Origin of the sequence: Synechococcus sp. CB0205, from assembly GCF_000179255.1 — a bacterium.
Lineage (GTDB): Bacteria > Cyanobacteriota > Cyanobacteriia > PCC-6307 > Cyanobiaceae > Vulcanococcus.
Genome location: NZ_ADXM01000046.1, coordinates 99155 through 112601, shown reverse-complemented (window position 1 = coordinate 112601; position 13447 = coordinate 99155). Strand labels below are relative to the sequence as shown.

Genomic DNA, 13447 nt, shown 5'->3' with positions numbered 1-13447 from the left:
CCGAGAACAATGCGACCACTTCTTCCACAGCTTCGCAACACTCTTGCTCCTGGCCCTATCCAGGGGGAATGGAACGTTAGTTCAAAGTCAATCTTTGGCACGATTGCTCAAGCCCTGAAGTACGAACAAGCTGTACGCACTAATATCAACTCAATTCCAAGTCCTTGGGCAAGAGCACTTCTTTTTCAGTCAGTATTTCTGACGGATCAGTACCCTAATAGGCAAGAACTGATTTATGAATACATCGGTTTCTTGGCTGTGCTTGCGTTCGCCAAAGTCAAAGATCTAGCGATTCAGGCAAAGCAAGTCAAGCTGGGGGAACTTTCCAAGTCAAATCCATTTGCTGATTCTCTTGTCGGCCTTCTCCCTTCCACGAAAGACTCCGTGCTACTCACCAGTACAGGGGAAAATCCATGGCAGACAATTTATACCTTCACGCTTAATGGATCGCCTTTAGGATTCACTTCACCAGCGACACTTGCAGTTCCTTCCATTTCACTGCAACCGCAGTTAGCTGCCTTGATTCCCTGGATCGAGGAGGTGCCGGTCCTGGGTCCTGGTAGTCGGGGTAAGACCATATCTAGATATGGAGACCCAAAGCACCATTTAGGCCAACAGGAAAAAGCTGCATTTGCTTCTTGGCTTGGCAATATCAAGCAAGCAGTTCTCGTGGCCAATGGTCCGAACCAGGATTTGAGCAATCGGCTTGGAATGATCCTAGATGAATACCTTCAGGACTTTGGTGTAACAGGAACAACTGCTCCTACCATTGCGACGAGTGTTCAGATATTTGGCGTTGCATTGAATCCAAAGCCTTTGGATGCTTTGGCACAAGTTGTGGATCCAGGGGCGATTAAGCGCAGCTCAAATGTCCAGATTCAACAGGGGCTTAAGTCACATCCAAGACCATTATATTTTGTTGACAAAGATATTGTACCTCAGGTTCTCAACCAACCAACCCATAATATCTGTGTAGAGGGTGCCACGACACTCGCAGCGTTCCAACCTCTGTCAGCATCTAGTACTCAGAAAGGTACTTTCTGGAGTGCCGATCAGTTCTTTCTTCCTAGATTGCGATGGTATCGAGGTTCAGGCATTCTATCGGGAAGCTGGCTAGATGAGATTCAGCCAGATCGTGAAGCTCGAACAATCATCCCACCAATTAATCCGGAACTGACGGAGTTTTTTGGTAGCGACGATCTTCGCAGTCGCCTCAAGATGGTCCAAACAAACACATCAGAGGGCAACGGTGTTCGGGTTTCGCTGGAACTTGAAATTAGTGGTTTCAGCAATCAGCCTACACGTCTGGCTATTTCAAAAGACTACCCAATCAAGTCAGAAGATGAGCTCCAGGGGCAGCTGCCTTACATCGCTCTTTGGCCTAATCTACCTAGTGAAAGTCGATGGACAAAGTATTATCTCTCTGTTCAGGAGAGTAAGGAGAGGTCAAGTTCTTCATATGCGTTCGCGATCGATATGCCTACAAAAGACTCAAAGGATTCGATCCTTGATGGAGATCTTGGTACGATCTATCGGGTTTGGCAGACGTCAGCACACCCAGATGTTCTGAGTCTAGTTGACAAGCGTGGTGATCATCTGGGTATCATTCCAATATTAACTCCTCAGGTCACTACAGGACGTTCAGGGAAATGGACTGTAGGCGTTGACTTTGGTACATCGTTCACTAATCTCCATGTCTCCAAGGCGGGAGCCAGGGAGCGTCTAGAGCTGTCCATGCTGACGCTCAATATTACGGATACAGCGGAAAACTTTGATGGTAATAAGGATTTCTTCGTTCCATCCATCCTGACCGCACCACAAGATGGAACGAACCCTCCAATGGCAACTCTGCTAACAGTGCGAGGAGCGAGCGAGAGTGAGACAACACCCGAGTTCATCACAAAGTCACGTATCTATGTACCATCGCTGGATGAACCACCACTGAGCGACTTTGTTGTCAGTGATATTAAGTGGACCAAGCCAAAGTATTTAGATGCATTCCTAACCGCACTTATTAATATGGTTAGTGCTCACGCGGCCAAGGGAGATGTCAGTGAAATAACTTGGAAGGCATCATACCCAACTGCTTTTTCGGAGTCCGAGGTTAGTCGGTATAAGAATGCGTGGGAAAGGGCGTTGCGTTCGGCAGCTGGTCTCAGCAAAATAAGGCACAAACTGGGTAACGATGGAACTGCAGCATCTGCGTTCCAAACAGAGAGTATCGCATTCGCTCAATATTTCGCTGATGAGATCGGTGAGCAGCTTGTCTACACAACGTGTCTGGATGTAGGTGGAGGTACATCAGACATCAGTATTTGGAAGGATATGACGCTGGTTCACCAGCTCTCAATTCCGTTCGCAGGTCGAGATATCTTCCACCATACACTCAAGCGAAATATTGCGCGCATCGGCGAGGTATTTGGCTTATCTGACGAGAAATCACAAGAGCTCCTCGTGGATCTCAAGGAAAGTGGAGAAAACTTTGATGCCTACCTGGATAGTTACCTGAGACTTAAGGGTGGAAGCGTCCTTGAAAGAATCCGCAACTCGGAGAATACAGAGGCAATCCAGCGTTTTAGGGGTCTCCTGGCATTCGCCTATGGAGGATTGTATTACTACATCGGTCTAGTTCTTCGATATCTCAACCAAGAAGATGCCACACCAGTTTATCTAGGGGGAAATGGCTCCCGCTTCATTAACTGGATTGAACCAGACGGCCAGTATTCCGAGTCCTCTGACATCAACAAGGTCTTGTCATACATCCTAGCGAAAGCAGGCAATTATTCTACTGATCAACGTAGAGATACGGTTCTATCTAAGTATCCCAAGCAAGAAGCTGCAGGTGGTCTAATTGTAGATAACACACGTTTGAAGGGCGTTTCATCCTCGGGACCAGAGGCCTATGCAGGGATTTCGATGAAGTTTGTAACTGACGTTGGAACGCTCACCTTCAAGCCGGAAGACGAGCTGCAACTTCCAGACGACTGCCAAGAAATCAAGTCGATCGCGATCGACGACTTCACGGAAATTGGTAATTTCATCGAAACATTCAATCAGGCTGTTCGCGTCTGTGGTGTTCGGGATTTGATGAGCCCGATCACGGCCAAGACTGCGGAAGAGTCACTAGAGGCAATTAGGTTTGATCTTGACAACGAAGTCAAGCAACTACTCAACAATCGTCGATCCACGGGCGATGGATCACGACAGAACTACGAGCCTGATCCGGGGTTTATCGTTGCTCATAAGGCACTCTTGAGAGTTCTTGCAAAGCAATGGTCGAAGCTCTGAACCATGGATGCATTTCAAATGACAACAGCAATTCAGGACATACTCTGATGGTATCGGCTTTTATGGGGATTTAGAAAATGAGTCCCAGTCATAAGTTTTAGATTGCCAAACATTTACCGCTTTATCTCTCCAGAACCTTTCCTCCTCTATCTTAACAGAAAGAATCATCCTCTGACCTTCTCAAACCACTCATTGCTTCCTACCTAGAATGTCCAATCTCGAGACGATCCCTTTCCAACTCATGGCGGGGCAGCAGTTTTCCAGCTGTTCTGATTCAAGGTCATGCGGCAGCGAGAAAACGACCCAGAAGGATAGATCGGGACAGCTGGTCATCGAATTGAACAATGGCCTGCCTGTAAATGCAGTCTTTTACTTTCCAGATGAATCAGAATGTACTGACAGCCTGCGTAGGAACTGTGATCTAGTAGCCACGTTTAAGGGGAAAGAACTTGAAAGCTTGGTCAATAACAGCCAAGAGTTGGAACAATATCGAGTCGCCCCAGCAGCAACTATTCAGTCGCCCGCCATACAGGACGCTAACAAGTTTCAGGATACTAATGCGGTCGGCCAACCTGATGCTCCAAGAAATGAGAGTAACTTGTTCACATCGCCATACTTCATATTTGGAGTTCCCGCATTACTAGTCGCCCTATTCCTTCTATTCAGATTTTTTCGCTTGCCCTCGCCACAGAACAAGAGACAAGCACGTTCAATGGGAGTTAGACCGACTGCGGCTTATGGACAGTCATTACAGCCAAATACCCCGCAAATAGCATCAGCTGGAGTTACTAGCGACATAAGTCGGCAGCTTTCCGCCATGCAGGCTCAAATCAACCAGCTTAATGCAAAGATCGGCAATCTGGAAACAGAACTGATTGTGATAGGTCAGAATATTGATTCGGCAAAACCTAGGGTTTCACCAATCGTATCGAGCCAGCCACTGAGCGCGAGTCCTGTCCAGATTTCTGCACCACCCCGCCAGCTGGATATAAGTCTGATCAAGGAGGCGGTTGCAACTTCTGATTACCGTCTCATTAGTAACTTTGCTCATGAGTTCGTGACCGAGACACTTGACTCAAGGCAGGGTAAGGAGGAAGGTGTACGTTTCTCTATTGATGGCAACCAAGAAACATATCAGCAACGTGCTCAGTCTGAGTTTATTGCAATTACCTATGCGAATCAGACGTACCTGATTCCAAATATTCTGCCGAATGCTACTGATCCTGCTAGGACGATCAAGCGACATGTTGATCGCAACAAGGTGTATCGGGGCGATGGGCAGAACCTGCTGAATCTTTCCGAAGTGGCGACTGTTGAAAAATCTGGGGAGTCATACGTATTGGCAAAGCCAGGCCGAATCGGTTGACACGATGCTAGAAGAACTCTTTATTTATTGAGTTCTTCTATTCTCTAAGCTTCTTCATCGTCTCTTCAATCGACGCTTGTTCCAAGTCAAGCTCATCGACCTCGTCGGAAGTATCCTCCTCTTTGGGTTCTGAGGATACATCAGATTTCGACGTGCGGGCGGGTACTGATTCGGGTGGGTGATATCCTGCTTTTGAGTTTGATTCTTGTACGGCTTGATTAATCACGGCTACGTCGACAAGCTGCCCAACCCCGCAAAGACCGAAGGTGAATAGCATTGCTGTACCCAATTGATATTGACCGAGGTACATCCGATGCAGGCCGCAGATGCCTACAAAGCCAAGGCCCCAGAGCAGGTAAGCAATTGAAGCGTGCTTCTCTTCGTGGGTGGTTTCCTGGTTTGACATTGTTCTAGGTAAGAGTCAGATTTACTAGCCCACACGTAGCCGCATGTTTACGGTGGTAGACGTCAAAAGAATCCCAACGGAATGTCCGTGGATCATATCTGCTGTGACTTCGATCTACACTTGCATGTGTTGTTACCCTAAACATCGGAATACCATATTTAGCTTGCCACAGAAGGACCTGTTTAGCCAGCGTGTTGTATTGATCACGTGTATACCCGGAATGGCTCGCTACATCACCACGGCCATCTGGAGGTGTTTCAAGGCTGATATGAAGCGCCACATTATTCACTGAGAAATTATTCGGTGATTTACTATGAACAGTAAAGTCTCCAAACCTTGAATATCCAGCACCGTACGCACGATTTTCATCAGGAACAAATCTGATAAGATCCCCATTCTGACTCACAAGCATGTGATAGCTGGCTTGGTCATTATCATTTGGATGAGGGGTCTGGAAGAAATTAATTGTTGCCGGGGCGGAGATAACAGTTTCATGAAGCACGATCAAAGCTGGCTGATGTGGGATTTCCCTACCAAGTAGATCTTTTGCGTCTCGATCACCAAAGTTATCTGAATGAGCAGGTGCTTGCTGCTCCTCCACAAGGCCAAGCGAGCTTCTGCAGGCCTCTAGATCGGCCTCGGATAATGGCTCGATCCCAGAGCTAATCAAACGCTGTACTTCGGGCCAACTTTTCTGGTTCAGAGCTTGGCTCTCTGTTTGAGCAGGTTTGCCCGTAGAAGGAATATCATCACGGTTAAAAAAGTGAAATGCATAGTAACCGACACCAACGCTAAGAAGGCCAAGCGGCAATGCAATGAGGGCTGATCGGATGAGGGAAGACTTCCTGGTCATGTGCACAACTTACTGAATGAAGGAAAGATATCTATACTTTTTCATAATTCCAGATCTTCCATTTACCACTCTCACGAGCAAAGGTATATTTGTAATTATTGGTTCCAGTAGAGGGCTTGTTGATACCAGGTCCGTGCAGTGTGTCCTGAGTCCTTACTCTAACAATAATGCTGGGACGCTCAGGATCCTGAGGGTCAAATGAGATAACAGATTCAATATTGGTTGATTGATAGGTATAATATTGACGATTATTCCGGAGCCACGCAACAGGTCCATCAGATTTAGTCAGATCTGTCCACAGAGGTCCAGAAGACACAACTGATGATGCGGCAGATGCGTCATATGGGGAGGCAAAAACTCGCGATCTTACATTCCACCATTCTTGTATAACAGACTTAGCCTCTTGTTCCGAAATTGCCTGTTGAGATGGATTCCAGTCAAATGCTGTGGAAGTGCCCGAACCGCTGAAGCGACTAGCACTGCTGATAACGACTGCGATACTTGCAATGCCCAACGGATAGCAAACAGCGATGAGTAGCAACGCTGTCTGGTTGGAAAAACCTCCCTGTCCCTTCCAGGAGCGGGACATCAAGGATCCGAAGTAATGCTTTTTCATCATGGAGTTCTCTAGAAGACGTAGGAATGTCGGGACTAGCCATATCCCTGATTTTCATCCTCAGCATCAACGCCACCAGTTTTTCGGAGCTTATAGTTGGTGCCATTGCATTCAGCTGTATAGTTTACATAGCCGGCGAACCGACCGTCTGGGTAATTTTCTCTAACATAACCGCCGCTTGAACGTTGCTCGGGAGTTGAATTAACGATCTTGTATCCTTTTGATGTGTAATCACCAGTGCTGGAATACTGTTGATCATTGCACCATGCGATGGAAAGCCTTTCGGCTTCTCCTTTCTCATTCGGATACTGCCAAGAATACCTACCCGTGCCACTATATTCCCAGACTTCTACTTCGCTTGAATTTGCATCTATAAGTTTATCTCGAGCTTCTTTCATGGCAAGAATCTGATCGCCGGTTAGGGAACTATCCGGCATGCGAGAAAGCAAGTGGTAGACCGAGTACGTGGAATGCTCTTTCGACTTAATGGCAGCGTAGAGAAGCAGATTGAAATCCTTTTGTCCAAGCCTAGGGTTAAGTAATGAGATATTATTTTGTCTAAGTGTCAAATACTCAACAGGAACATTATTTGCCGCCAATACAAGCTTTGGGATGTCAGTATATGGCTTGCAGGTTATAGACGAGGTCTTAAGAGTGCTGCGACCATAATTTACCGTTAGAACACCTGTGTCAGCGTTGAAAGCTGCAAGCTTGATGTGTCGATCAGGCTTGGTATCCTCGAGCTGAAAACCATCGTGAGTCGAGGCTTTGACTGGAATGCCTCGAAACAGCCAGTTTTTGGGTACATCTTGTACCTCACGACTCACCAAGAAGCTGTTTCTGCTCCATTCATTGCTTGGATTGACAATGACGAACTCACTGCCCGACTTGATAATGTACTCAATATCCTTGTCATTACCACAGCTATAGGCCTGTAGAGTTCTCTTGGGGCCAATCCCAAGAATAAGCGCAGCCATCACCCCTCCCGAAGCTACCGCAGCGGCGGCGATGGCAATAACAAGCTGCTGGTTAATCTGCTTTGTCATACCTCTCGCGGAGGCTTGGCGTACCTACAATAAACCATCTGCTGTACCATTGCTTCAATAGCGAAGGCCCCAAGCTCGACTCAGCTCGATTGTAAGACCTGCCTCCTTAATGCGATGAATCTAGCAGGCTAGCTCTCCGCTTTTTAATGCCCAAAGGTAGGCACCTTAACGAGGGAATAGATACGAGGTATTTTCTAGACCAACAGGTGTTTTCGGCCCAAAGCTTTCAGTCGTTTTAAAACGAGTCAAGATGCCAGGCTGCTTTGCATCCTGGTCGAGGTAAAAGTACCCAGCGGCTGCCCATCCTGGTGTTGTGCGTGACTGATTATCTTTAAAAGCAAACGTAAATGTCCTCCCCCCGTCAGCCGCTCTCTGAAGGTTGGAGATGTTTATCTCGCCATGGATTGTTACCCTTTCTCCATTGGCGGTATCCACAAAGTCGTATGTAGCTGCACCAGTCTCATCCTGCACCAGCTTCGCCAAGCCGTAGATACAGAAGGTTTCCTTTTTATTGCACAGTCTATTTGTAATTGGTAAATCGATGCCGTTGAAGGTGACTTGCTGCGATGAACGCTCGTGTTCGACCGGGTCTGGCTTGAAGTCTGGCTTGTGGGGCTTGTCTGCTTCTTGTTTATCCCCACTTAATAGATTTGTGCTTGTGGTGCCAGTATTCTGATGCGCTGTTTGATTCTGTGTGACGGCACCGATGATTACGATGAATACGCCTGCAAACAGCCAGCCAAGCACTGCTAGGGCATTCGAGGAAGCAACCTGACTGCTATCAGAGTTGTTGTTCAAGATCGGATCTTGTCTCTGCCTGTCTTTCTCTGTTTCCTTATGAGAGGGTTCATTTTCCTCTCCTCCAATAGCATCAAGTTGATCCAGCAGATCTTCCGACTGTTTCATGACCTGCCCTAGGTCATGTTCACTATCACGAGCCAAGATCACCTCCCATGTCAATAATCCCCAAACTATTGTACCCCCTCCCGGATAATGCGTCAAATCTAGTTATACCTGTTCCAGTCTTCTATGAAGAATAAGACTGCTGTGGATATCCGTAGCCACAACATCTCGACTGATGCTTGTCAATGTGGCCACGCCTGAAAAGCCGACTGGCATATGGCTCAAGTCTTATCTCTGAATAATATAAGTCAGCATGGCATGTCTTATCACTCCTCAATGATTCTGGAACTGGTCACTTGATTTGATTCGGCGTACATTCTTGGTGATCAAGCTGCTCGCGCAGCCGAGCGATCAAGCGCTGAAGCCACGCCTCACGCCGCGTGAGGGTGAGCGGGATCGAGGCCGATTCATTGAGATGCAGCTCCACACCGGGCGCCAGCTGGAAGCGATGCCAGCGGCTGGAGGAGGCATTGCTGCGCCCCGCCATGCGCGAGGCGCGCAGCGACGGCGATCGACTGCTCAGCGGTGCGCCGAGCAACGGCAACAGCGAGGGGGAGGGTTCAGGGGCAGACGACTGGATGCTCTGGAGGTAATCGAGGGCGTCCTTGCTATCGGGGACAGGGGAGGTGGGATAAGGGCCGTCATCCAGCTGGTTGAGCTGCTCCTGCAGAGCCTCGTCACCGCCGGCCACCAGGGGAGCAATGGCCGAGAGGCTTAATCCGCGCCTGGCCAGGGAGCGAACCAAGAGCAGCTGCAACAGATGGCGCTGGCCATAGACCGCGCGGCGGCCATCTTTGCCGGGTCGATCGATCAGACCTTCGGTGGCATAGAGGCGCACGGTGCGCGGGGTGATCCCTTCCCCCATGCGCTCGCCGGCCAGCTCCAGCAACTGATCAAGGCCGTAGATGGCCTCGCCGGCAGCGGGAGCGGACGCAGAACGGGAGGAGGGCTTCAACATGCAGAAATGGTAACACTGTTGCAGTGCAACTGTCAACGCGAGTCGTAAGATGCTGGGATCGGATCAAGCGCTCATGCCACCCCTGCTCGCCTCCCTCGCCGCTGCGACCCTCCTGGCCCAGGCCAATCCCCTGATGATCCCCGCCAAAAACGGCAACACCTGCCCCGGTGGCACCAGCTACGCCGGCGCGGGCTACTGCAAGGTGCGCGGCAACGTTCAGTACTTCCCCGCTAAGAACGGCACCACCTGCCCAGGCGGCAGCTCCTACGCAGGGGCCGGTTATTGCAAGGTGCGCCAGTGAGCGCTGCGGAGCTGACGATCACACCGCGCTACGGGGAAGCCCTGCTCTGGGCTGAGCAGATCCACCGGGATCAGCGCCGCAAAGGCAAACCCATCCCCTACATCTCCCATCTGATCGGCGTCAGCGCCCTGGTGTGGGAAGACGGCGGTACGGAAGACCAGGCCATCGCCGCCCTGCTGCACGACGCCATCGAGGACGCCGGCCAGAGCCACGCGTCCATCGCCGAACGCTTTGACAGCGCCGTGGCCGACATCGTGCTTGATTGCACCGACACCAACGGCACACCTGTGGGCGGAGAGAAGGAGCCCTGGCTGCTGCGCAAGACCCGCTACATCGCCTCCCTCGAGCACAAACCAGAGGCCTCGCTGTTGGTGACGGCAGCTCAATGGTTCACAGCTCCAGGGACAAGCAACCGGCTTGTGGTGCACAAGGTTTGTCCAAGGGGAATGGTCGGCCGGTTGTCTGGCGTGTCTGATGAGAGCCGGTTAGTTAGGCCGCTTCGCTTAGATCTCGCTCTTCAGCCAGCTCATCGGGAGAAGGGAGCAGTTCCCTGATCAGTTGAGCAACAATCAAACCCCGATTGCGGAAACCCATCTGGGCCTTAAGCCCGTCAATCCAATCCACGAGATCACGAGGCAGCTCTAGCGTTACGAGCACCAGCTCTTGCTGATCGGCTTTTTTGCTGGTCTCCATCGCAAACCTCTGGGTGGTTTCAGCTCATAATGCCTGCCTCACGAAAGGAGGCAAAAAAGTCCTCCTGTAGGGTCGCGCTCTCTCGCAGCTCTGCGCAGGGGACTTGTTGTCGGGCCACTCCCGGAACATGAAGGTGAGAGTCAAGGCAGGGTTGTCCAGAAGGATGTCAGCGCCGACAACCTCGGTCAAAGGCTGTAATCGCAGGCCCTGCTTAGGCGCTCGCCACTCACCCACCCGCGATCAAGGTTGTGCGGAGCGCAGGGGGCAGACGCCATGGAGATCGGACAACTGGCTACACCAGCGGGTTGACCACGAAAGCACGATCCTTGTTGTGCTTCATTGGGCTAGCGGCAGCTCGGCCTGATCCAGCAGCGGATTGGTCGCGGTGCCCATCGGTACAGGCATTTCCCTCTGGTCAGCCAAAAGACTGCCCACGCTGCCTTGCACTCAGCAATGCAAGCCGGTATGGTCCTTGGTGCTCACGGACACTGGCTTCTCCGCTGGGCTTTGACCTCTGGCCAAAACTGCATGAAGCCTTATCAATTCTTATTCACCACACTGGCGAGTACGAGCGCGATCGGCGCCGTCGGAACCATTGTCGGCCCCTCGATCGCAGATTCGCGTCCTCAATATTCCGCCCCCCCCTCAGCACCACCCTCCGCTGAGCATCTCCTCGCCGCACTGCCCACCACCGATCGCCTTTGGGTGAAGGTGCGCAGCGCCATCAGCATTGAAGAGCTGGCCGAGAAACTCGCTCAAGACGAGAGCAAGCTCGCCAAGCTCAACGACGTCGACGAAGACCATTCCTTCGGCCGTGGCGATTGGCTCGTCCTTCCCAGCCAAAGCAGCAAGCAGGCCAAGCAGCTCGCAGCGATCGACACCAGTGAACTGCGCCGCACACCTCCTCTCGCCGCTCCCCCCGAACCCCAGGAGCCCGCGCGGATCAAGCTCGGCGACAGCCTCGCCAAAATCGCCAACCGCTACAACCTCAGCATCAGCGAGGTGTTGCGTCTGAATCCTGGTCTTCAGGTCGCCCGACTCGTGGCTGGCACGCCGATCCGCGTGGCCCATTCCACGCCTGGCCGCAGCCGCATGATCCTTGGTCTCAAGCCCACGGCCTCTGGTGGCCTGAGCTGGCCCGATCAGCCTGATTTCGGCTTTGGCGGCAACCCGGCCGCTGAATTCGGCAACACCGCCTGGATCTGGCCGACCAAGGGCATCTTCACCTCCGGCTACGGATGGCGTTGGGGCCGGATGCATAAAGGCATCGATGTTGCCAACAACGTGGGAACGCCGATCGTGGCGGCCCGCTCAGGGGAGGTTGTGGTGGCTGGCTGGAACAATGGCGGCTACGGCTACCTGGTGGAACTGCGGCACGCCGATGGGTCCCGCAGCCGCTACGCCCACAACAGTCGAATCCTGGTGCGCGTAGGCCAGGTAGTTAAGCAGGGAACAGTGATCTCTCAGATGGGCAGCACGGGTCGCAGTACAGGGCCCCATTTGCACTTCGAGATTCTTCCGGCTGGCCGTGGAGCGGTCAACCCTTTGCAGTTCTTGCCGCAAAAGGCCTAGAAGTATTTAGAGATCAATAGGCATCAAATGCGACTTGATATTAAGCCGCATTCGCCACAGTCTATTTTTTAGTTTTGGCGCAGACAGCCCCATTACAAGAGATCTTGACAGGCTTAAGAGACAGGAGATCAACGGCACCGGATGAGGGATCAAATCGCCATTTGGAGGTGACAACAACGTTGTTTTGCTGAGCAGATAGACTTGGGTGAATAAAGTTGCCGAGGCTTGTAGCAAGAACACGATTACCATGTCGTGTCTTGATGATGGAGATCGGTTCTGCGCCGTGTGGACCTGTACCGATAGCGACGTCTACCAGATTTGCGTGAATCCATGAGGATAAGATCACCTTTAGCTTGGAGTGACTTTGCGGGTTCCAGCTATGCAGAGCCAAAACACGGAAGCCAGAAGCAGTCGCCATTTGAGTTTTTAGGCGAGCTAGATCTTTGTCGCAGATAATATTCTTGCAATACACAGCATCGCCTCCTATATAAGCACTAATGAATGTGACAGGTACCAGTCCACCAGAGACCGCATAAATACCGCTCGAAGGCAAGGCAGTCGAGGAAGTATAAATCCCATTAAAGAGCACGGCACTCTTTGACGATGAAATTTGGCGTGAGATCCCTGAAAGATGAGACAGGGTCTGCAATGGGCCCAATCCTTCTGGCGAGCGCAGGCAGTCAAAGGAATGGTTATTGGCAAGCCCAATGAGATTGAAGCCAATCAGACTCGCATCAGCCAAGTCCTGTGGATGGCTTAGAAATGCAAAGCTTGATTTGCTACGAGGAGCCCAGAACGCACTGCATCGATGGCCAACACTAGTTTCCCAATTGATGAAGTTAATATCACCTACCAAACTCCGACTCGGATCGAGTTGTTGATATGCACGCCGAAAGCCAGATCGATAGACAGGGGTAGCAACATGAGACGATGCCCATCCTGCATCCCCGAATGCAGAGAATGAAAACTCAACCGGGCTTTGTGGCGACGAAGCTTGTACATCGAGCAGGGGCTTCGCGACTACATCTACAGTACTCGTATAAAGACCTGAATTGTTTACTCGATATTGCGAGGGAATAGCTGATGCACAGGAGGATATAACCGGCATTAACAAGCCAAGGACTGCAAGTCTGCGGATCACTCTCGAGGCTTTCAAGCTTGTACAAATATAGACCGCCAAACGCCTTGTGTATAGGCAAATCCCCATTTGAACCCATGCAGAGATTGCATCAACCACTACAGCTCGGATAGCATAGGAATACGCTTAGCAAGTGGGGTGTAGCAGTCCGTACAAGCTGAATCGCCAAACAAGCCTAATGAAGGCTGCCCTCAGTTAGTTTTCCGACACAACAACTGGGCTTTGTCAACGATGGCGTACGTCAGCCTCAGCATGCGTTGCTTTGAACTGGAAAACACTAAGTGAAGCCCAGTGCTAGCAAACCCTA

At 50.9% G+C, this 13447-nt stretch carries 12 protein-coding genes; 5 read left to right on the top strand and 7 right to left on the bottom strand.

Going from position 1 to position 13447, the window contains the following annotated elements; translation table 11 throughout:
- Positions 1–9: 9 nt before the first annotated feature.
- Complete coding sequence (locus tag CB0205_RS16045; protein ID WP_156797897.1) at positions 10–3288, top strand: hypothetical protein; 3279 nt, start codon at positions 10–12, stop codon at positions 3286–3288.
- A 208-nt stretch (positions 3289–3496) separates the two neighbouring features.
- On the top strand, positions 3497–4654 hold the full coding sequence (locus CB0205_RS16040; protein WP_156797896.1) for a hypothetical protein: 1158 nt from the start codon (positions 3497–3499) through the stop codon (positions 4652–4654).
- A gap of 37 nt (positions 4655–4691) precedes the next feature.
- Here the strand turns inward: CB0205_RS16040 and CB0205_RS15085 are convergent, their stop codons facing one another.
- From CB0205_RS15085 to CB0205_RS14570, 6 genes are all read right to left on the bottom strand, one after another.
- Positions 4692–5060: a TM2 domain-containing protein gene (locus tag CB0205_RS15085; protein ID WP_010316458.1), complete on the bottom strand. Its 369-nt coding sequence runs from the start codon at positions 5058–5060 to the stop codon at positions 4692–4694.
- A gap of 4 nt (positions 5061–5064) precedes the next feature.
- The gene (locus CB0205_RS15405; RefSeq protein WP_156797895.1) at positions 5065–5913 is read right to left on the bottom strand and encodes an N-acetylmuramoyl-L-alanine amidase; all 849 of its coding nucleotides are present in this window, start codon (positions 5911–5913) and stop codon (positions 5065–5067) included.
- Between the two features lie 31 nt (positions 5914–5944).
- Positions 5945–6502, bottom strand: a complete 558-nt coding sequence (locus CB0205_RS15400) for an ARC6/PARC6 family protein (protein WP_071777969.1) — start codon at positions 6500–6502, stop codon at positions 5945–5947.
- Between the two features lie 62 nt (positions 6503–6564).
- Positions 6565–7575, bottom strand: a complete 1011-nt coding sequence (locus CB0205_RS16035) for a hypothetical protein (protein WP_156797894.1) — start codon at positions 7573–7575, stop codon at positions 6565–6567.
- Between the two features lie 165 nt (positions 7576–7740).
- A complete protein-coding gene (locus CB0205_RS0108345; protein ID WP_029626238.1) occupies positions 7741–8481 on the bottom strand; it encodes a hypothetical protein in 741 nt (246 codons plus the stop codon).
- Positions 8482–8770: 289 nt separating this feature from the next.
- Entirely contained in the window at positions 8771–9436 is a 666-nt protein-coding gene (locus CB0205_RS14570; protein WP_010316448.1) for a MerR family transcriptional regulator, read from the bottom strand.
- A 73-nt stretch (positions 9437–9509) separates the two neighbouring features.
- Between CB0205_RS14570 and CB0205_RS0108335 the strand changes: the two genes are divergently transcribed.
- From CB0205_RS0108335 to CB0205_RS0108320, 3 genes are all read left to right on the top strand, one after another.
- Entirely contained in the window at positions 9510–9737 is a 228-nt protein-coding gene (locus CB0205_RS0108335; protein ID WP_156797893.1) for a hypothetical protein, read from the top strand.
- Positions 9738–9748: 11 nt separating this feature from the next.
- Positions 9749–10291 (top strand): HD domain-containing protein, encoded by a 543-nt coding sequence (locus tag CB0205_RS14565; RefSeq protein WP_232197277.1) that lies wholly within the window; start codon positions 9749–9751, stop codon positions 10289–10291.
- Positions 10292–10958: 667 nt separating this feature from the next.
- On the top strand, positions 10959–12002 hold the full coding sequence (locus CB0205_RS0108320; RefSeq protein WP_029626237.1) for a M23 family metallopeptidase: 1044 nt from the start codon (positions 10959–10961) through the stop codon (positions 12000–12002).
- Between the two features lie 61 nt (positions 12003–12063).
- Here CB0205_RS0108320 and CB0205_RS15395 read toward each other — a convergent pair whose 3' ends face one another.
- Positions 12064–13143 carry a CapA family protein gene (locus tag CB0205_RS15395; RefSeq protein ID WP_071777968.1) on the bottom strand — a complete coding sequence of 360 codons (1080 nt, stop codon included), beginning with the start codon at positions 13141–13143 and terminating at the stop codon, positions 12064–12066.
- Positions 13144–13447: the final 304 nt, after the last annotated feature.